Here is an 18,920-nt window from a genome sequence, read left to right as displayed (position 1 = left end):
GGCGGGGTAGGTCCTGATCTTCAGGACCTACCCCGCCTCATGGAGCGGTGCGCCGCCGGCGCGTCAGGCGCGGGCCGCCGCCATGCGCTGGCGTACGTATCCGGTCAGCGCGAGCACGAGGGTGAGGCCGCCGGTGAAGTACAGCTGGATGCGGGTCTCCTCCTCGCGGAGCATCAGCGCCAGCACCCCGACGATCCCGGCCAGGGCCAGCCAGGTCAGGTACGGGAAGAGCCACATCTTGACGAGGAGCTGCTCCTTGGGGATGCGGCGCCGGCCCACCAGCTGGGAGACCGCGATGAAGCCCCAGACCACCAGGGTGGCCGCGCCGACCATGTTGAGCAGCCACTTGAAGATGGTGTCCGGCCACCAGTAGCTCAGCAGCACCGCGAGGTAGCCGAAGGCGGCCGAGGCGACGACCGCGTAGCGCGGCACGCCGCCGCCGCTGACCCGGCCCAGCGCCTTGGGCCCCTGGCCGCGGCTGACGAGGGAGAAGGCGATGCGCGAGGAGCCGTAGATGTTGGCGTTCATCGCCGACAGCAGCGCGATCAGCACGACGACGTTCATGATCTGACCGGCGCCGGGGATGTCCAGGTGGTTGAGGACGGCGACGTAGGGGCCCTTGACGACCGACGGGTCGTTCCACGGGATCAGGGTGACGACGACCAGCAGCGAGCCGACGTAGAACAGCCCGATGCGCCACATCGCGGTGCGCACCGCCTTGGCGACGCCCTGGCGGGGGTGCTCGGACTCGGCCGCGGCGATGGTCACCGTCTCCAGGCCGCCGTAGGCGAAGACCGAGGCGAGCAGGCCGACGACCAGGCCGTTGGCCCCCATCGGGAAGAAGCCGCCCTGGCCGGTGAGGTTGTCGACGCCCGGGGACTCGGTGCCGGGCAGCATGCCCAGGACCGCCAGGACGCCGAGGACGAGGAAGACCGAGATCGCGGTGACCTTCAGGGTCGCGAACCAGAACTCGAATTCACCGAAGTTGCTCACCGCGGCCAGGTTGGACACGGTGAATATGATCATGAATAGGCCGACCCACATCCAGGAGTCGGTGCCGGGGAACCAGCCGGTCATGATCGACGCCGCGCCGATTCCCTCGGCTCCGACGGCCACGCACAGCAGGGTCCAGAACACCCAGCCGGAGGTGAAGCCGGCCCAGGGCCCGATCGTCCGCTCGGCGTGCACGGAGAAGGAGCCGGAGGCCGGGTTGGCCGCCGACATCTCGCCGAGCATCCGCATCACGAGCATCACCAGCAGGCCGGACGCCGCATACGCCAGCACGATCGACGGTCCGGCCGCGGCGATGCCCGCGCCGGAGCCGACGAAGAGGCCGGCGCCGATGACGCCACCGAGGGCGATCATCGAGAGGTGGCGCTGCTTGAGGCCGTGCGCCAGTGCCGGACCGGACGGTGGGGTGTCCGCCGTGGCGGCGTCGGAGGCGGGGGTACCGCACGCCGCCGGCGGGGAGGGTGTACCAGTCATGATCGTGATTGCCCCGTTGGTGAGAGCGGAAAAGTTGCCTCAGTGTCGGGGCGATGTTGGCTGAGGACAATACCCCTTACACAGATATCCGATATTCGGACAGACGTATGACCGTCTGTGCCTGACATATCGGCAAAAACGAAAAACCTCAGGCGTCGCGACGCGCGGACCGGCGCAACCGGACCTCACGCAAACCGGCCACCACGAGCACCGCGCCGGTCGCCGCCGCCGACCACAGCAGCTGCGGCCGCGCGCCCTCGTCGGTCAGCATCAGCACCAGCACGCCGCCCATGGCGGCCAGCGCGGCCCACGTCAGGTAGGGGAAGCACCACATGCGCAGGGTCAGCCGCTCGGGCGTCTCGCGCTCGATCCGGCGGCGCAGCCGCAGCTCGGACACCGCGATCAGGCCCCATACGAACAGCAGGACCGCGCCCACCGCGTTCAGCAGGTAGTGGAAGATCGAGTCCGGCCACTTCAGGTTCAGCACGACCGAGGCGAAGCCGAACGCCACCGACGCCAGCACCGCCCGGCGCGGCACGCCGCCGCCGGAGACCTTCAGCAGGGACCGCGGCGCCTCGCCCCGCTCGGCGAGCGAGAAGACCATCCGCGACGAGCCGTAGAGGTTGGCGTTCAGGGCCGACAGCAGGGCCACGAAGACCACGATGTTCATGATCTGGCCGGCCCCCGGCACGCCGATGTGGTCCAGCACCGCGACGTACGGGCTCTGCCCCGGCGTCAGCGACGACCACGGCAGCAGGGTGACGATGACGAGCATCGAGCCCACGTAGAAGAAGAGGATCCGCCACACCGCGCTGCGCACCGCGCGGGCCACGGCCCGCGCGGGGTCGTCGGACTCGGCGGCGGCGATCGTGACGACCTCCAGGCCGCCGAAGGCGAAGACGACGGCGAGGACGCCGGAGATCACGCCGCTCCAGCCGTTGGGCAGGAAGCCGCCCTGCCCGGTGAGGTTGGTGAAGCCCACCGCGTCGGTGTCGGGCAGCAGCCCGAAGACGGCCAGCAGGCTCAGGCCGAGGAAGAGGACGATGGCGCCCACCTTCAGCGCCGCGAACCAGAACTCGAACTCGCCGAAGTTCTTCACGGCCGCGAGGTTCGCGGTCGTGAAGACCAGCATGAAGATCAGGACCCAGCCCCACTGCGGCACCGACGGCGCCCAGCCGTGTGCGATCTGCGCCGCGCCCGTCGCCTCGACGGCGAGCACGACCACGAGCAGGAACCAGTACAGCCAGCCCACCGTGAACCCGGCCCAGCGGCCCAGCGCGCGCTCCGCGTGGACCGAGAAGGCGCCCGAGGCGGGCATCGCCGAGGACAGCTCGCCCAGCATCCGCATCACCAGCATCGCGAGCGCGCCCGCGATCAGGTAGGAGACGATGATGCCGGGACCGGCGACGGCGATTCCCGCGCCCGAGCCGACGAAGAGGCCGGCGCCGATGACACCGCCCAGGCCCAGCATCGTCAGGTGGCGCTGCTTGAGTCCCGCGGCCAGAGGTTCTCTCTCACCGTCGGCCAGCGGCTCGGCGACAAGCTGTGCGTCGTGCATGGGGCTCGTTCTTTCGGGTTGTGCGGGGTGCCGCGCGAGGCGCGCGCGAAACGCGGGGCGCGCGCGAAAACGCGAGGTGTGGTTCCAGATTCCCCCGGCCGGGCGGCCGGAGCCAAGCCGCACACCGTCTCTCGTGACAAGCATCACGTTTACGCAAGCAACCGCTTTTGAAGTGCGCACACGCCGGGCGGCGCGCTGGGAAACCCGCCAAAGCTCAGTGGTCCGCCTTTGTCGCAGCGCTCCGGTGCCCATGGCGTGACGCTCGGCTAACGTCGGGCTGTCCCTGCTCATCCCCTTCCCGCGGAGTACCGATGGCCACCGCTACCGTCCCCGTCACCCGTGCCCGTACCGGTACGGTCCTCGCCGATCTGCTCCCCGCCTCCTCCGCCGGGCGCGCCCGCGTCCGCGACGCGGCCCTGGTCCTCGGCGGCGCCGCGCTCACCGGCCTCACCGCACAGATCGCCGTGCCCGTCCCCGGCTCCCCGGTCCCGGTCAGCGGCCAGACCTTCGCCGCCCTGCTGGTGGGCACCGCCCTCGGCGCCCGCCGCGGCTTCCTCTCCCTCGCGCTGTACGCCGTGGCCGGCGTCGCGGGCATGCCGTGGTTCGCCGAGGCCCGCTCCGGCGCGGCCTTCCCGTCCTTCGGCTACGTCCTGGGCATGCTGCTGGCCGCCACCGTCGTGGGCGCCCTGGCCCGCCGCGGCGCCGACCGCTCGGTGCTGCGCACCGCGGGCACGATGGCGCTGGGCTCCGCGATCATCTACGCGGTCGGCGTCCCCTACCTCGCGCTGGCCACCCACATGCCGCTCGGCCAGGCCGTCGCGGTGGGCCTGACGCCGTTCCTCATCGGCGACGCCCTCAAGGCCGCGCTGGCGATGGGCGCCCTGCCGACCGCCTGGAAGCTGCTGGGCCGCCGCGGCTGAAGCCCTCTCCTTATATACGTACGCACGGGCCGGGCCCGCACCCCACGACAGGGGGTGCGGGCCCGGTTCCGTACGCGGGTCGCCGTACGAGGGCCGTCCGTACGCGGTTCGTCCGTACGCGGGCCGGCGGCGGCTCAGTGGCGGCCGCGGCGCCCCCGGGTCAGCCAGATGCCCGCGGCGCCCCCGGCCAGCAGGAGGGCGGCGAGCACGCCCGCCACGACCAGCGGGGTGGCGGAGGCGCCGGTGCGGGCCAGCTCGTCGTCGGCCTCGTCGTCCTTCCCGCCGGCCTTCGACGGGGACGCGGCCGGCCGGTCCGTGCTCTTGCCCGGGGCGGGGGAGGTGCTCCGCGGACCGCCGGTGCCCTGGTTGGGCGGGGTGGCGGGCGCCGTGGTGCGCGGGCCGCCGGTGGTCCCGCCGGGCGCGGTGCCGGGCCCGCCGGTGCCGCTCGGGGTCGCGGCCGGGCCGGAGGGCACGTTCTTGGTGCCCAGCAGCAGCGGGGTGTCCGGCGCGTCGGAACTGGTGTCGGTGGTCCCGAAGTGCACGGGCCCCTGCTGCCACAGCAGCGTCTTGCCGTCGCCCAGGGTGACCGGGAGACAGACCTGGCCGGTCTTTCCCAGATCGAAGGTCGCCGCCACGCGGTAGGCGCGCTTCTGCCCGGCCGCGAGTTTGTCGACGGCGCACACGAATCCGCTGTTGGAATCCGGCGGGAGTTGTCCGGTGGGAATGGCGGTGCAGCCCTCGACGGAAGTGATCCGCATTCCCTGGAATCCCACGACCTTCAATTTGACGCCGTCGATCTCCTTGGTCCCGCCATTGCGCACCGTCGCGGTCAGACTGGTGTTCCCCGTCTTTTTGTTCACGCTTATCCGGCCCGGCAGTTCGGTGCTGACCCGGTAGCCGGCCGGCGCGCTCGCCGCCGGGCTCCCGCCCTGGCTGCTCCCCGGCGTGGGCTCGTCGGCCCGTGCGCCGAACGGCAGCAGCGCCACCACCGCCACGGCCACCGCGACCGTATGGCGCATTCGGTGATTACTTCGGAACATTTCCGCTCCCCCCTATCTCCACTCCCTGCAGAAGTATTTGAATAGGTACCACAAGATTCCAATGTCCGAAGGTGCGGAAAGGTAATTCCGCAATGGGGGCGGGCCTGGTGGGAAATTCGAGTGACGAGATGCAGGGGCGGCTCGTGGTGGGTCGTTACCGGCTGCTGGAATTGATCGGGCGCGGCGGAATGGGGCGGGTGTGGCGCGCGTCCGACGAGACGCTGGGGCGGCGGGTGGCGGCCAAGGAGATACGCATCGACGGGCTCGTCGGCGAGGAGAGCGCGGTCCAGCGCGAGCGCAGCCTGCGGGAGGCCCGGGCCACCGCCCGCATCGACCACCCCAACGTCGTGCGCGTCTACGACGTCGCGGAGGAGGGCCGGCGGCTGTGGATCGTGATGGAGCTGGTGGACGGCCGTTCGCTGGAGCAGGTGCTGGTGCGCGAGGGGCCGGTGACCCCGCTCGAGGCGGCGCGGATCGGGCTGGGGCTGGTCCGCGCGCTGCGCGCCGTGCACGCGGTCGGGGTGCTGCACCGTGACATCAAGCCGGGCAACGTCCTGCTCACCGCGCGCGGCCGGATCGTCCTCACCGACTTCGGCATCGCGGCGATGCAGGACGCCGCCGCGCTGACCATGGCCGGGACGCTGGTCGGCTCGCCGGACTACATGGCCCCGGAGCGGATCGAGGGGCGGCTGCAGGGGCCGCCGTCCGACCTGTGGTCGCTCGGCGCCACCCTGTGCGCGGCGGTGGCCGGGCACTCGCCCTTCAGCCGGGCGACCACGATGGCCACCCTGCACGCCGTGCTCTACGAGCAGCCCGAGATCCCGGCGGCCGCGGGACCGCTGCGGGACCTGCTGTGCGGGCTCCTGCTGAAGGAGCCCGCCCGGCGTCCGACCCTCGACGGGACCGAGGAGACGCTGGCCCGCCTCCTGGAGCCCCCGCCGCCGGAGCCGGTCCCGCACCCGCCGACGGCCACCGTGGCCGCACCCGGACCCGCCCCCGCGCCCCCTCCGGCGCCCGCGCCCCCGCCCGTGCGCGACGGCGCGCCGCCCCGGCGCCCGCGGCGCAGGGCGGCCTGGCTCGCCACCGGCGCGGTCGTGGCCGTCTCGGCGGCGGCGGCCGTGATCGTCCTCGCCGTCCAGGGGCCCGGGGGCGGGGACACGCCCGATGGCGACGGCACGGGCCGCCCGCCCGGGACGACGGCGTCCGGCACCACGTCGTCCGGCTCCGCCGCGCCCGGCACCACCGCCCCGTCCGGCCCGCGGCAGAGCCAGGGCACGTCGGGCTCCGCCGCGCGCCGCTCCGAGGACGGCTTCAGCTGGGTTCCGCCCGCCGGCTGGAACCGGACGCAGCAGAGCCCCAGCGACGTGACGTACACCTCGAAGGACGGCGCGATCGAGCTCTCGGCCAAGCAGGGCCGTACGACGGAGGACCTGCTGACGCACTGGCAGCGGTTCGAGGAGGGTTTCCACGGCACCCCCGGCTACCGCAAGCTCCGGCTGGAGCGGACGACGTTCTCCGGCGATCCCGCGGTGGTGTGGGAGTACGCCTTCCTCCAGGGCGGCCAGCCGCGCCAGGGCCGTCAGCTGGGCTTCGAGGAGGGCGGGCGGACGTACCAGGTCAGCGTTTGGTACGCCGACTCCGCCGAGAGCACCGCGCTCGGCGTCTACGAAAGCGTGAAGGGGTCGTTCCGCGCCGGCTGACGGCGCGGAACGACCCCTTCGGGCGTCCGGTGTTTCCCGGAACCAGTCCCGGTACTACTCCTTCTCGGCGGCGGCCGCCGCGTGGCGGCGGCCCTGGACGACGCCGATGAGCAGGACGATCACGCCCACGAGGGTCGAGAGCAGGACCTGCTGACGGTTGTCACCGCCGTCGTAGACCATGAAGCCGAGCACGAAGGTGATCATGCCGATGGTGGCCCACGTCAGGTACGGGAACAGCCACATCTTCACGAAGTGCCGCTCCGGCATCTCGCGCTTGATGATGCCGCGGAACTTCAGCTGCGTGACGCAGATGACCAGCCACACGAAGAGCGCGATGGCACCGGAGGAGTTCAGCAGGAACTTGAAGACGGTGTCCGGCCAGACGTAGTTGAAGATCACCGAGAGGAAGCCGAAGACGACCGAGCCGAGGATCGCGGCCTGCGGGACGCCGCGCTTGTTGACGCGGGCGAACGCCTTGGGGGCGTCGCCGCGCTGGCCGAGGGAGAAGGCCATGCGCGAGGCGGTGTACAGGCCCGAGTTCAGGCAGGACAGGACGGCGGTCAGGACGATGACGTTCATGACCTGGCCGGCGTGCGGGATGCCGATCGAGTCCAGGGAAGCGACGTAGCTGCCCTTCTCGGTGATCGTCTTCGAGTCCCACGGCAGGAGGGAGACCACGACGAGGATCGAGCCGAGGTAGAAGACGGCGATGCGCCAGATGACGCTGTTGGTGGCCTGGCGGACGGCGCGCTGCGGGTCCTCGGACTCACCGGCGGCGAGCGTGACGATCTCGCTGCCCATGAAGGAGAAGACGACCATCAGCACACCGGTGAGGATCGCGCCGGGGCCGTTGGGCAGGAAGCCGCCGTGCGCGGTGAGGTTGTCGAACCCGGCACCCGGGTTGTCCGAACCGGGCAGCAGGCCGAACATCGCCAGGCCGCCGATCACGATGAACGCGGCGATGGCGACGACCTTGATGCCGGCGAACCAGAACTCGAACTCGCCGTACGAGCTCACCGACGCCAGGTTGGTCGCGGTCAGGACGACCATGACGATCAGGGCCCAGGCCCACTGGGGGACGGCCGGTATCCAGCCGTTGAGGATGGCGGCACCCGCGGTCGCCTCGACCGCCAGCACCACGACCCAGAAGAACCAGTAGAGCCAGCCGATGGTGAATCCGGCCCAGCGGCCGAGGGCCCGGTCCGCGTAGGCGGAGAACGAGCCGGAGGTCGGGTTGGCCGCGGCCATCTCGCCCAGCATCCGCATCACGAAGACGACCATCGCGCCCACCAGCGCGTAGGACAGCAGGATGCCGGGGCCCGCGGCGGCGATGCCGGATCCGGAACCCACGAAGAGGCCGGCGCCGATCACACCACCAATGGCGATCATGGACAGGTGGCGGTTCTTGAGTCCGGCCTTGAGACCGTCCCCGCCCGCCTCCGGGGCGTGGCCGGGATCGCCGGTCGTCGACCCCTTCGTCATGGTCGGCGGTGTCGCGCTCATATGCACGTTCCTTCGGGTTGTTCCTTTGGTTCTCGGGTTACGAGCCACCGCATTAGAACTTTTCGAAGGCGACTTTTGGAAGACCTGAATCCATTTCGTTGTGTTCACTCAGCGTTACGTATCCCCTGATGACCGGCCGGAGCCCCGGAACGTGCCACACTCGTGCCCATGCGCGTGTACCTCGGCTCCGACCATGCCGGCTACGAACTGAAGAACCACCTCGTCGAGTGGCTCACGGCCCACGGCCACGAGCCCGTGGACTGCGGTCCCCACATCTACGACGCCCAGGACGACTACCCGCCGTTCTGCCTCCGCGCCGCGGAGAAGACCGCCGCCGACGCCGACAGCCTCGGCATCGTCATCGGCGGCTCGGGCAACGGCGAGCAGATCGCCGCGAACAAGGTCAAGGGCGTCCGGGCCGCGCTGGCCTGGAGCGAGCAGACGGCCGCGCTGGGCCGCGAGCACAACAACGCCAACGTGATCAGCATCGGCGGCCGCATGCACACGCAGGAGGAGGCGACGAAGTTCGTCGAGATCTTCCTGAGCACCCCCTACTCGGGTGACGAGCGCCACACCCGCCGCATCGAGATGCTGAGCCGCTACGAGACCACCGGCGAGCTCCCGGCGATCCCGGCCCACCACCCGCAGCAGGACTGACGCGTTCTCCCGCCCGCCCGCCGCCCAGCGGCGGGCGTGGCGCACACGCACGGGCCCGCAGCCGTCGACGCAACCGTCCGGAGGACAGACCCCCCATGCCCGAAGGGCATACGATCCACCGCCTGGCGGCGGACCACACCGAGGCCTTCGCGGGCCAGGAGGTCCGGGCGACCAGCCCGCAGGGCAAGTTCGCGGACAGCGCGGCACTGATAAGCGGCCAGGTGCTGGAGACGGCGGAGGCCCACGGCAAGCACCTCTTCCTCGGCTTCGCCGGACCGCACTGGGTCCACATCCACCTCGGCCTCTTCGGCAAGTACACCTGGGGCGCGGGCGCCGCCGTGCCGCCCCCCACCGCGACGGTGCGCCTGCGGCTGGCGAACCCCGGCGCGTACGCGGACCTGCGCGGGCCGACGACCTGCGCGCTGATCACGGACGCCGAGAAGCAGGAGATACACGACCGCCTGGGTCCCGACCCGCTGCGCGCGGACGACGACCCGGACCGGGCGTGGCGGCGCATCTCGCGCAGCCGCACGACGGTGGCCGCCCTGCTCATGGACCAGAAGATCGTCGCCGGCGTCGGCAACGTCTACCGCGCCGAGGTCCTCTTCCGGCACGGCATCGACCCGTACCGCCCGGGCCGCGATCTCACCCGCTCGGAATGGGACGGCATCTGGTCGGATCTGGTGCTCCTGATGCGCGAGGGCGTCCGCAACAACCGCATCGACACCGTGCGGCCCGAGCACACCCCCGAGGCCATGGGCCGCCCGCCGCGCGTGGACGACCACGGCGGCGAGGTGTACGTCTACCGCCGCACCGGAGCGCCCTGCCACATCTGCGGCGGGGAGATCCGCACGGCAGACCTGGCCGCCCGCAACCTCTTCTGGTGCCCCGGCTGCCAGAAGAACTGACAAACCGGCAAACCGACCCGGCGCGCGCGCAGCCCCGCGCGCGGTCGTGGACACCGACAAGCGTGACCGTACGCCGTCTGTTGCGTATGAGGCGTATGTGAACTCTGCGGCGCGCCACCGGAAAAGAACGGCTCCGGCCGTCCTGTTTACCCGCAGCTCGGTGGCCGAAACCGGCCTTCGGCGGGGCGTTACCGATCAAATGAACGAATGTCGCATATGGTTGCTCTTCGGGTGGCCGCCCGGCGCCCCGAAGGCAGCCGTCTCGGCGCGGCGTGAATCGACGCACCGCCGAATGGGTGGATAAGGTCCCGATGCAATGACTGGCGGTGCGGAGACCCCGACGGCCCGGATGCGCAAAGCACTGCACCGGGCCCGAACGAGCATGCGCAAGGCCGGTGTCGACTACTTCCGGGGCGACGGATCCGACTGGCTCGCCCTGACCGCGCTGCTGGTGTCCGTCCCCGCGCTCGCCTGGGGCACCATCGCCCAGCCCGAATGGTGCGCGCCCGCCGCGCTCGTACTGCCCATCGTGGCCGGCGGGCTGCTGCTGCGCCCCGCCAGCCTGCTCGGGCTCTACGCCGCCGCGGCCGCGGCGCTGATCACGGAGTCGGCGGTCCTGGACGACCCGTACCGCTACGGCACCGACAGGGTCAGCCCCGGCACCATCCTCGTCGTCGCGGCGGTCGGCTTCTTCGGGCTGCTCATCGCGCAGTTCCGCAGCCGGGTCGGAGTGCCGTGGCGACGTGGCGGAACGATGCTCTTCGATCTGCGCGAGCGCATCCGCGTCCAGAGCAAACTGCCCAAACTGCCCCGCGGCTGGCACCGCGAGATGGCCCTGCGCCCCGCCGGCGGCCAGTCCTTCTCCGGCGACTTCGTCGTCGCCGCCCGCACCAACGGCGGCCGCACCCTGGAGGTCGTCCTCACCGACGTCTCCGGCAAGGGCATGGACGCGGCGTCCCGGGCACTGCTGCTGTCCGGCGCCTTCGGCGGCCTCCTCGGCTCGCTGCCGCCCCACGCCTTCCTCCCCGCCGCCAACGGCTACCTCCTGCGCCAGGACTGGGACGAGGGCTTCGCGACCTCCGTCCACCTCGTCCTCGACCTCGACTCCGGCGACTACGAACTCTTCTCCGCCGGCCACCTCCCGGCCCTCCAACTCAGCGCCGGCACCGGCCGCTGGGAGGAGAAAGCAGCCGACGGCCCGCTCCTGGGCGTCTACGACGGCGCCGGCTTCGACCCGGTCAAGGGCACGCTCCGCCGGGGCGACGTGCTGATGCTCTTCACGGACGGCCTGGTCGAGACGAACGAACGCGAGCTGACCGAGGGCATGGACCGCCTCACCGGCGAGGCCGACCGCTACGTCACCTCCGGCTTCCACGGCGCCGCCTGGCACCTGATCGAAGCGGTGGCCAAGGACGTCAACGACGACCGGGCACTGCTGCTCATCTGCCGGGACTAGCGCCCGCGGGTAGGTTGGGCGGATGCCCACGCCGCCCATGATCCTCCTGCTGTCCGGAAGCGTACGTTCCGGCTCGTCCAACGAGGCCGCGCTGCGCACGGTGCGGGCCGTGGCCCCCGGCCGCCTGCGCACCGTCCTCTACGAAGGCCTGGCGGAGCTCCCGCACTTCAACCCCGACGACGACCACGACCCGCTGCCTCCGACCGTCGCACAGCTGCGGGCGGCCATCGACGAGGCGGCCGCCGTGCTGATCTGCACGCCGGAGTACGCGGGCACGCTGCCGGGGGCGTTCAAGAACCTGCTGGACTGGACGGTCGGCGGCACCGAGATCTGCGACAAGCCGGTGGCCTGGGTCAACGTGGCGGCCCCCGGCCGCGGCCAGGGCGCCGAGGCCACGCTGCGCACCGTGCTCGGCTACACCGGAGCCCGCATCGTGGAGCCGGCCTGCGTGCGGACCCCGGTCGGGCCCGGCACGGCCGGCGCGGACGGCGTCATCACGGACCCGGGCGTGCGCGAGCGACTGGCCGCGGTCCTGGAGCGACTGGCCGCGGTCCTGGACACGCTGACGGCCTGACCGGCGCCGGCCGGCGCCCGCGGATCCGTCGGGGCGTCAGAAAGCGGAGCGTGAGCCGCCGTTCACAACCGGTCGACACCCCTCGCGGCCTGCGGAGGTAATCTCGGACGATGTCCCACACCTCACCCGCGACCGCCGCCGACACCGTCACCGACCGCATACGCGGCTGTCTGCTCGGCGGTGCGATCGGTGACGCCCTCGGCAACCCGATCGAGTTCCTCTCCCTGAGCGCCATCCGCTCCGCCCACGGCCCGGACGGCGTCACCGGCATGGTCGCCGACGGCGACGGAGTGACCGGCAGGGTCACCGACGACACGCAGATGACGCTCTTCACCGCGGAGGGGCTCATCCGCGCCCACGCCCGGGCGCAGGCCAGGGGCATCAGCGGGGCCAAGACCGCGATCCTCCGCCACGCCTACCTGCGCTGGCTGGACACCCAGAACCACCCGGCCCCGCCGCCCGCCGAGGGCCGGCTCGACGTCGTCCGCTCCGGATGGCTGCGCCTGCAGCCCTGGCTGTACGCGCGGCGGGCGCCCGGCAACGCCTGCCTGTCGGGGCTGCGCCAGGGCCACACCCCCGACCCCCGCGGGGTCCTCGACGGCACCCGCGGGCCGGTCAACCCCGAGTCCAAGGGCTGCGGCACCGTCATGCGCTCGGCCCCCTTCGGGCTCACCGGCGCCCCCGCCGCCCGGGGCTTCGACCTCGCCGCCCGCTGCGCGCGGATCACGCACGGCCACCCCACCGGCGCGTACGCCGCCGGCGCCTTCGCCGCGATCGTGCGCCACCTCCTGGACGGCGAGTCCCTCGACGAGGCGGTCCGCCGGACGCTGGAGCTCCTCGCCTCCTACCCGGGCCACGACGAGACGACCGCCGCCCTCCGCGCGGCCCTCGACCTCGCCGCCGACGGCCCGGGCACCCCGGAGCGGCTCGAGACCCTCGGCGGCGGCTGGATCGCCGAGGAGGCCCTCGCCATCGCCGTCTACGCCGCCCTCGCCCGTCCGGACTCCGTCGCCGAGGCCCTGCTGCTGTCCGTCAACCACTCGGGCGACAGCGACTCCACCGGCTCCCTCTGCGGCAACCTCCTCGGCGCCCTGCACGGCGAGGCCGCCCTGCCGCCGTCCTGGCTGGCCGTGACCGAGGGCCGCGCCGTCATCGCCGAGCTCGCCGACGACTTCGCGCTGGAGTTCCACGGCCCGACCCCGCCCTACGGCGAATCGGCCCTGCCGCGCGACCGCTACCCGCACAACTGACCTCGCGGCACGAAGCGGCCCGGCACGACGCAGGCCGTGGGGCGACAGGGGGAGACCGCCACCGCATGACGCACATGAACCTCACCGAGGTCGAGGCCTTCGCCCGGCGCGCTCACGCCGGACAGACGGACAAGGCCGGACGACCGTACGCCGAGCACCTGGCGGCCGTAGCCGAGGGCGTGCGTGAGCGCGGCGGGGACGAGGCGCAGATCGCCGCCGCGTGGCTGCACGACGCCGTCGAGGACGAGGCCGTGACCGCCGAGTGGCTGGCGGGCGCCGCGCTCCCGCAGGAGACCAAGGACATCGTCCTCGCCGTCACCAAACGCCCGGGCGAGCCCCCCGAGGCCTATGCCGCCCGGATCCTCGCCACGCCCGGCGCGCTCCTGGTCAAGGCCGCCGACCTGGCCCACAACGCCGACCCCGGACGCCTGGGCGCCCTGGACGACGCGGCCACCCGGGACCGGCTCCGGCGGAAGTACGCGGCGATGCGCGCGCTCCTCGGGCTGGACGAGCCCGGCGACGGCCGGTAGCGGGCGGGCGCGGAGACGACGAGAGGCCTGGCGCCTTCCGGCGCCGGGCCTCCTTCACGTCGTACGCCGGGGCTATCCCTTGCGGAACGCCCAGTCCATCCGCGGCTCCATCACGCAGCGGAACACCCGCCGCACCGGCGCGGTGCACAGCACGGTCATCATCGCGATCGCGAGGAGGGTCACCACGACCTCGCCCACCGGCTTGCGGATCCAGTCGGCGGCGTCGTACCACTCCCACCACCGGGAGAGCTTGATCAGGAAGCCGTGCAGCAGGAACCCGTACAGGGTGCCGCCGCCCAGCGCGGTGAACCACATCGTCCGGCGCGGCACCCAGGCGAGGAAGCAGGCCGTGAGCACGGCCGCGCAGGCGAAGAGGGCGAGGAGCACGACCGGGGCGGTCCAGGCCGGCTCGTGCAGGCCCTGGGCGCTGTCGTTGTGGAAGAACCACTCGGTGTTCAACTGCGGCGGCTGCCAGTAGGCCACCGCGATCGCCGCGGCGAAGACCGGCACGGCGGCGATCCGCACCCAGCGCCGGCGCACCAGGTCGAAGTGGGAGCGCTTGAGGTGCAGCCCGATCACGAAGAAGGGCAGGAACTGCAGCACCCGCTGCAGGTCGAAGTCGTTGCCGACGTCGGGGGAGACCGCGGCCAGGATGGCGATCACGAAGGAGATCGGCACCGGCCAGCGCACCACCTTCCAGATGGGCGTGGTCAGCCGCCAGATGAACAGCGCCGCCAGGAACCAGTTCAGGTACCAGGGGTTGGTCAGCGAGACGGCCTCCGGCGGCGCGTCCTCCGCCCAGTGCTGGAAGTAGGTGTAGGCGACCTCGAAGACCACGTACGGCACGACCACGCCCGTGATCAGGCGCTTGACCTTGGCCGGACTGAGGTCGAAGCTCCGCGAGAAATAGCCGGATATGAGGATGAAGGCCGGCATGTGGAAGGCGTAGACCGTGTAGTACAGCGCCGACGCCGCGTGGCTGGTGTAGGTGAGCGGCTGCCAGGCATGACCCAGGGCGACCAGGACGATCGCCAGGTACTTCGCGTTGTCGAAGAACGGGTCGCGCCCCGCCGGGGCGCCGGCCGCCGCGACAGGCGGCTCGGGAGCGGGGGCCACCGTGGCAGGAGTGGCGGTGGGGGACATTCGAGGCACCCTAGCCGCCGATGCGGGGCCGGTAAAACCCTTGTCCCCACCCCACCGGAGAGACTCTCAATATGGTCGGACTTTTACTCCGTCCGCATGGAATCCGACCGTAGCGGACCCTTGGCACCCCTGATAATCCCCCGATGCGGCATCAGGGCATCCCCGGGGCAGGGGAGTTGGTGGCACGATGGTCCGACAGAGTGGGGGCGTGCGGGGCGGCGTGGCTCCCGGGCCCGGCCAGGCTACCGACCGAAGGTGTGATCAGTTGTGGCCATTTCACTGTCCGTGGTGCTGCTCCTGGCGATCATCCTGGTGGTGATGATCCGCAGCAACAACATCAAGGCGGGGCCCGCGATCGTCGCCATCCTCTTCGGCTTCTTCCTCGCCTCCACGGGCATGGCGCCGTCGATCCACCGGTTTCTGGACTCGATCGCCCAGACCATAAACGGCATCAAGTTCTGAGGGGCACTCCGACGCTCCGAGGGGGCGCCGGGCAAAAAGAATGCCTCCGGCCGGGACCGGAGGCATCGTTGGAGCGGGCGACGGGAATCGAACCCGCGTAGCCAGTTTGGAAGACTGGGGCTCTACCATTGAGCTACGCCCGCGTGCGCCGCAGATCGCATGAGCGGAGCGGCACGCAGTGCATCGTAGCGGGTCGGCGCCGTGCGCCGCACGTCCCCCCTCCGCGACCCGGTCCGCGCTCCGGTCGAGCGGCGTCCGACACCCCCGGGGGCATGTACCCTACGTCTCGCACCGACGGGGTGTGGCGCAGCTTGGTAGCGCGTCCGCTTTGGGAGCGGAAGGTCGTCGGTTCGAATCCGGCCACCCCGACCAGCAAGATCACATTGTGGGGCCCATCCTGCTTGCGGTTACTATGCAAGCTGCGCGTCCGTGTGTCTTCCTACCGGGCGCGGTCCGCTGACCATCACTATCCGATGAGCAGCAGAAACCCAGCAGTCAGCCCCAAGGAGACCGAACCGTGAAGAGCGCCGTGGAGACCCTGAACCCGACTCGGGTTCGGCTCACTGTCGAGGTGCCCTTCGAGGAGCTCAAGGCCAGCCTCGACGCGGCGTACAAGAAGATCAACCAGCAGGTCACGGTGAAGGGCTTCCGCTCGGGCAAGATCCCGGCGCGCGTCATCGACCAGCGCTTCGGCCGCGGTGCGGTGCTGGAGGAGGCCGTCAACGACGCGCTTCCGAAGTTCTACACCGAGGCGGTCAACGAGGCCGACCTGAACCCGCTGGGTCAGCCCGAGGTCGACATCACCGAGCTGAAGGACGGCGAGCTGCTGGCCTTCACCGCCGAGGTCGACGTCCGTCCGACCCTGGAGATCCCGGACTACTCCGGCATCGAGGTCACCGTCGACCCGGTCGAGGTCACCGACGAGGACGTCGAGAAGTCGGTCGAGCAGCTGCGTGACCGCTTCGCCACCACCTCCCCGGTCGAGCGCGCCGCCGCCGAGGGCGACATCGTCACCGTGGACCTCGAGGCCAAGGTCGACGGCGAGGTGCTGGAGGACGGCGTCGCGTCCGACGTCGACTACACCATCGGTTCCGGCCAGCTGCTGGACGGCATCGACGAGGCCGTCAAGGGCCTCGAGGCCGGCGCCTCCGCCACCTTCACCTCGCAGCTCAAGGGTGGCAGCGCCGAGGGCAAGGACGCCGAGATCAAGGTCGACGTCAAGTCCGTCAAGGCCCGCGAACTGCCCGAGCTGGACGACGACTTCGCCCAGCTGGCCAGCGAGTTCGACACCCTCGAGGAGCTCAAGGCGGACAGCCGCAAGCGCCTCGAGCGGATGAAGAAGTTCGACCAGGCCACCCAGGCCCAGGAGAAGGTCCTCGACGAGCTCATCAAGCTGGTCGAGGTCCCGATGCCCGAGAAGCTGCTCGAGGACGAGGTCAACACTCGTAAGCACAACCTCGAGCACCACCAGCTCGGCCAGATCGGCATGGACCTGGACAAGTACCTGGAGATGCAGGGCAAGTCCGCCGAGGAGTTCGACGCCGAGCTCAAGGAGCAGGCCGAGAAGGGCATCAAGACCCAGTTCATCCTCGACGAGATCGTCAACAAGGAGAAGGTCTCGGTCGGCCAGGAGGAGCTCACCGAGCACCTCGTCCGCCGTGCCCAGTCCTCCGGCATGAGCCCCGACCAGTTCGCGCAGGCCGTCGTCGAGCAGGGCCAGGTCCCGATGCTCGTCGGTGAGGTCGCCCGCGGCAAGGCCCTCGCGACCGTCGTCGAGGCCGCCACGGTGAAGGACACCAACGGCGAGGTCGTCGACCTCGATGACGAGGACGAGGCTGCCGAGACCGTCGAGGCCGCGGACGAGAACACCGAGGCCTGAGCCTCGCCTCGCCGCTCACCTGAGCGGCCACGGCACCCCCGGGCGGCGTGAGGGAGTCCTCGCGCCGCTCGTACGGAGCCCGGCCGCTTCCGCGGAGCCTTCCGCTCCGCACGGAGCCCCTTACGGACGGGCCCGGTCGCACTCCCCAGCCGCATGCGCGCGGGGGCCGCGACCGGGCCCTCCGTGCGTCCGTGGGCCCGTCCGGACGGCCGGCCGCTGCCGGGCCCCCGCCAGGGCCCGTGAGAGGCCCCGAACCTGCGCTCAGAGCGAACAGTTCCTGATGCGGGATGGCGCCTGCCGACCAGCGCGTTAGGGTCCGTAGATACGAGGGCAGGGGAGACATGGCAGCGCGCCGGCGCCGTACCGGCCACGCCACCCCCCGGTCCCCAGAGAAGACGCGGAGACGGCCCGTTGCCGTCAGAGACGAGCAGGTGGATACGTGACGAATCTGATGCCTTCCGCCGCCGGTGAGATCGCCATCGGTGGTGGCCTCGGCGACCAGGTCTACAACCGGCTGCTCGGGGAGCGGATCATCTTCCTCGGCCAGCAGGTCGACGACGACATCGCCAACAAGATCACCGCGCAGATGCTCCTCCTGGCCGCGGACCCGGCCAAGGACATCTACCTCTACATCAACAGCCCCGGCGGCTCGGTGACGGCCGGCATGGCGGTCTACGACACCATGCAGTACATCCCCAACGACGTGGTCACCATCGGCATGGGCCTCGCCGCCTCTATGGGCCAGTTCCTGCTGACCGGCGGCACCGCGGGCAAGCGCTTCGCGCTGCCCAACACCGACATCCTCATGCACCAGGGCTCCGCCGGCCTCGGCGGCACCGCCTCGGACATCAAGATCCAGGCAGAGCAGCTGCTGCGCACCAAGAAGCGCATGGCCGAGATCACCGCCGCGCACACCGGTCAGACCGTGGAGACGATCATCCGCGACGGCGACCGTGACCGCTGGTTCAGCGCTGAGGAAGCCAAGGCGTACGGGATCATCGACGAGATCATCACCCACGCCTCCGGCGTTCCGGGCGGCGGCGGCACCGGGGCCTGACGCCCCGGCCGTCCGGGCCCCGCGCCCGGCCGTACCGCCGATCAGCCGTACCTCAGCCCACAGACCGCCATCAGGATGGTGAACACCCGCATGAACATCTCGTCCCCCAGCGGCCTCTACACCGGCCCGCAGGCCGAGGCCCGTTACGTCGTCCCGCGCTTCGTCGAGCGCACCTCGCAGGGCGTGCGCGAGTACGACCCGTACGCGAAGCTCTTCGAGGAGCGCGTGATCTTCCTCGGCGTCCAGATCGACGACGCCTCGGCCAACGACGTCATGGCGCAGCTGCTGTGCCTGGAGTCGATGGACCCCGACCGCGACATCTCGATCTACATCAACAGCCCGGGTGGTTCCTTCACCGCCCTGACGGCGATCTACGACACGATGCAGTTCGTGAAGCCGGACATCCAGACCGTCTGCATGGGTCAGGCCGCCTCCGCCGCCGCGATCCTGCTGGCCGCCGGCACCCCCGGCAAGCGGATGGCCCTGCCGAACGCCCGCGTGCTCATCCACCAGCCCTCCAGCCAGACGGGCCGGGAGCAGCTCTCCGACCTGGAGATCGCCGCTCAGGAGATCATGCGCATGCGCACCCAGCTGGAGGAGATGCTGGCCAAGCACTCCACCCAGCCGATCGAGAAGATCCGCGACGACATCGAGCGCGACAAGATCCTCACCGCTGAGGACGCGCTGGCGTACGGTCTCGTGGACCAGATCGTCTCGACGCGCAAGTCGTCCGTCGCGGTCTGATCGGATCCGATCGGTCCGCAAGGCCCGGCACCGCGCCGGCCGGTTCATCCACCG

The 18,920-nt window shown here is 71.2% G+C and carries 17 protein-coding genes and 2 tRNA genes; 13 read left to right on the top strand and 6 right to left on the bottom strand.

The annotated features are described in order from the left end of the window. Positions 1-63: 63 nt before the first annotated feature. On the bottom strand, positions 64-1,485 hold the full coding sequence (locus tag IE295_RS20930; protein ID WP_190065242.1) for an amino acid permease: 1,422 nt from the start codon (positions 1,483-1,485) through the stop codon (positions 64-66). Between the two features lie 148 nt (positions 1,486-1,633). After that, positions 1,634-3,043 carry an amino acid permease gene (locus tag IE295_RS20925; protein ID WP_190065241.1) on the bottom strand — a complete coding sequence of 470 codons (1,410 nt, stop codon included), beginning with the start codon at positions 3,041-3,043 and terminating at the stop codon, positions 1,634-1,636. A 311-nt stretch (positions 3,044-3,354) separates the two neighbouring features. On the opposite strand from IE295_RS20925, the gene IE295_RS20920 reads away from it, so the two are divergent. Next, positions 3,355-3,963, top strand: coding sequence for a biotin transporter BioY (locus tag IE295_RS20920; protein ID WP_190065240.1), 609 nt, complete (start codon positions 3,355-3,357; stop codon positions 3,961-3,963). A 134-nt stretch (positions 3,964-4,097) separates the two neighbouring features. Here IE295_RS20920 and IE295_RS20915 read toward each other — a convergent pair whose 3' ends face one another. Beyond that, a complete protein-coding gene (locus IE295_RS20915; RefSeq protein WP_190065239.1) occupies positions 4,098-4,982 on the bottom strand; it encodes a hypothetical protein in 885 nt (294 codons plus the stop codon). A gap of 128 nt (positions 4,983-5,110) precedes the next feature. Between IE295_RS20915 and IE295_RS20910 the strand changes: the two genes are divergently transcribed. Continuing rightward, positions 5,111-6,703, top strand: coding sequence for a serine/threonine-protein kinase (locus IE295_RS20910; protein ID WP_224323336.1), 1,593 nt, complete (start codon positions 5,111-5,113; stop codon positions 6,701-6,703). 54 nt (positions 6,704-6,757) lie between these two features. Here the strand turns inward: IE295_RS20910 and IE295_RS20905 are convergent, their stop codons facing one another. Further along, the gene (locus tag IE295_RS20905; RefSeq protein ID WP_224323346.1) at positions 6,758-8,185 is read right to left on the bottom strand and encodes an amino acid permease; all 1,428 of its coding nucleotides are present in this window, start codon (positions 8,183-8,185) and stop codon (positions 6,758-6,760) included. Between the two features lie 189 nt (positions 8,186-8,374). On the opposite strand from IE295_RS20905, the gene IE295_RS20900 reads away from it, so the two are divergent. The 6 genes from IE295_RS20900 (at position 8,375) to IE295_RS20875 (ending at position 13,581) form a co-directional block, all read left to right on the top strand. Continuing rightward, positions 8,375-8,863: a ribose-5-phosphate isomerase gene (locus IE295_RS20900; RefSeq protein WP_190065237.1), complete on the top strand. Its 489-nt coding sequence runs from the start codon at positions 8,375-8,377 to the stop codon at positions 8,861-8,863. Positions 8,864-8,958: 95 nt separating this feature from the next. Next, the gene (locus IE295_RS20895) at positions 8,959-9,771 is read left to right on the top strand and encodes an Fpg/Nei family DNA glycosylase (protein ID WP_190065236.1); all 813 of its coding nucleotides are present in this window, start codon (positions 8,959-8,961) and stop codon (positions 9,769-9,771) included. A gap of 316 nt (positions 9,772-10,087) precedes the next feature. After that, entirely contained in the window at positions 10,088-11,227 is a 1,140-nt protein-coding gene (locus IE295_RS20890) for a PP2C family protein-serine/threonine phosphatase (RefSeq protein WP_190065235.1), read from the top strand. A gap of 22 nt (positions 11,228-11,249) precedes the next feature. Further along, entirely contained in the window at positions 11,250-11,801 is a 552-nt protein-coding gene (locus tag IE295_RS20885; RefSeq protein ID WP_190065234.1) for an NADPH-dependent FMN reductase, read from the top strand. A 110-nt stretch (positions 11,802-11,911) separates the two neighbouring features. Beyond that, positions 11,912-13,051 carry an ADP-ribosylglycohydrolase family protein gene (locus tag IE295_RS20880; protein ID WP_190065233.1) on the top strand — a complete coding sequence of 380 codons (1,140 nt, stop codon included), beginning with the start codon at positions 11,912-11,914 and terminating at the stop codon, positions 13,049-13,051. Positions 13,052-13,125: 74 nt separating this feature from the next. Next, positions 13,126-13,581, top strand: coding sequence for an HD domain-containing protein (locus IE295_RS20875; protein WP_372479228.1), 456 nt, complete (start codon positions 13,126-13,128; stop codon positions 13,579-13,581). A 72-nt stretch (positions 13,582-13,653) separates the two neighbouring features. Here IE295_RS20875 and IE295_RS20870 read toward each other — a convergent pair whose 3' ends face one another. Then, positions 13,654-14,724 carry an acyltransferase family protein gene (locus tag IE295_RS20870; protein WP_190065231.1) on the bottom strand — a complete coding sequence of 357 codons (1,071 nt, stop codon included), beginning with the start codon at positions 14,722-14,724 and terminating at the stop codon, positions 13,654-13,656. Positions 14,725-14,991: 267 nt separating this feature from the next. On the opposite strand from IE295_RS20870, the gene IE295_RS20865 reads away from it, so the two are divergent. Further along, entirely contained in the window at positions 14,992-15,186 is a 195-nt protein-coding gene (locus IE295_RS20865) for a hypothetical protein (protein WP_190065230.1), read from the top strand. A gap of 69 nt (positions 15,187-15,255) precedes the next feature. Here the strand turns inward: IE295_RS20865 and IE295_RS20860 are convergent. Continuing rightward, positions 15,256-15,329 (bottom strand) — tRNA-Gly (locus IE295_RS20860). 152 nt (positions 15,330-15,481) lie between these two features. Here IE295_RS20860 and IE295_RS20855 point away from each other — a divergent pair. The 4 genes from IE295_RS20855 to IE295_RS20840 all read left to right on the top strand — a co-directional run bounded on the left by IE295_RS20855 (position 15,482) and on the right by IE295_RS20840 (position 18,866). Then, positions 15,482-15,558, top strand: a tRNA-Pro gene (locus IE295_RS20855). Between the two features lie 145 nt (positions 15,559-15,703). Next, the gene (tig, locus tag IE295_RS20850; RefSeq protein ID WP_190065229.1) at positions 15,704-17,065 is read left to right on the top strand and encodes a trigger factor; all 1,362 of its coding nucleotides are present in this window, start codon (positions 15,704-15,706) and stop codon (positions 17,063-17,065) included. 451 nt (positions 17,066-17,516) lie between these two features. Further along, entirely contained in the window at positions 17,517-18,122 is a 606-nt protein-coding gene (locus IE295_RS20845; RefSeq protein ID WP_190065422.1) for an ATP-dependent Clp protease proteolytic subunit, read from the top strand. A 75-nt stretch (positions 18,123-18,197) separates the two neighbouring features. Further along, a complete protein-coding gene (locus tag IE295_RS20840) occupies positions 18,198-18,866 on the top strand; it encodes an ATP-dependent Clp protease proteolytic subunit (RefSeq protein ID WP_179198752.1) in 669 nt (222 codons plus the stop codon). The last annotated feature ends 54 nt before the right edge of the window (positions 18,867-18,920 follow it).

The organism is Streptomyces griseocarneus (genome assembly GCF_014655595.1).
GTDB lineage: Bacteria > Actinomycetota > Actinomycetes > Streptomycetales > Streptomycetaceae > Streptomyces > Streptomyces griseocarneus.
The sequence above is the reverse complement of the archived record's forward strand: the minus strand, read 5'-3'. Positions and strand labels throughout refer to the sequence as shown.

What these genes read in the sequence shown, in the direction of transcription:
- IE295_RS20930 (WP_190065242.1), bottom strand. Translation starts at nt 1,485, where the DNA reads ATGACTGGTACACCCTCCCCGCCGGCGGCGTGCGGTACCCCCGCCTCC.
- IE295_RS20925 (WP_190065241.1), bottom strand. Translation starts at nt 3,043, where the DNA reads ATGCACGACGCACAGCTTGTCGCCGAGCCGCTGGCCGACGGTGAGAGA.
- IE295_RS20920 (WP_190065240.1), top strand. Translation starts at nt 3,355, where the DNA reads ATGGCCACCGCTACCGTCCCCGTCACCCGTGCCCGTACCGGTACGGTC.
- IE295_RS20915 (WP_190065239.1), bottom strand. Translation starts at nt 4,982, where the DNA reads ATGCGCCATACGGTCGCGGTGGCCGTGGCGGTGGTGGCGCTGCTGCCG.
- IE295_RS20905 (WP_224323346.1), bottom strand. Translation starts at nt 8,185, where the DNA reads ATGACGAAGGGGTCGACGACCGGCGATCCCGGCCACGCCCCGGAGGCG.
- IE295_RS20900 (WP_190065237.1), top strand. Translation starts at nt 8,375, where the DNA reads ATGCGCGTGTACCTCGGCTCCGACCATGCCGGCTACGAACTGAAGAAC.
- IE295_RS20895 (WP_190065236.1), top strand. Translation starts at nt 8,959, where the DNA reads ATGCCCGAAGGGCATACGATCCACCGCCTGGCGGCGGACCACACCGAG.
- IE295_RS20890 (WP_190065235.1), top strand. Translation starts at nt 10,088, where the DNA reads ATGACTGGCGGTGCGGAGACCCCGACGGCCCGGATGCGCAAAGCACTG.
- IE295_RS20885 (WP_190065234.1), top strand. Translation starts at nt 11,250, where the DNA reads ATGCCCACGCCGCCCATGATCCTCCTGCTGTCCGGAAGCGTACGTTCC.
- IE295_RS20880 (WP_190065233.1), top strand. Translation starts at nt 11,912, where the DNA reads ATGTCCCACACCTCACCCGCGACCGCCGCCGACACCGTCACCGACCGC.
- IE295_RS20875 (WP_372479228.1), top strand. Translation starts at nt 13,126, where the DNA reads ATGAACCTCACCGAGGTCGAGGCCTTCGCCCGGCGCGCTCACGCCGGA.
- IE295_RS20870 (WP_190065231.1), bottom strand. Translation starts at nt 14,724, where the DNA reads ATGTCCCCCACCGCCACTCCTGCCACGGTGGCCCCCGCTCCCGAGCCG.
- IE295_RS20845 (WP_190065422.1), top strand. Translation starts at nt 17,517, where the DNA reads ATGCCTTCCGCCGCCGGTGAGATCGCCATCGGTGGTGGCCTCGGCGAC.
- IE295_RS20840 (WP_179198752.1), top strand. Translation starts at nt 18,198, where the DNA reads ATGGTGAACACCCGCATGAACATCTCGTCCCCCAGCGGCCTCTACACC.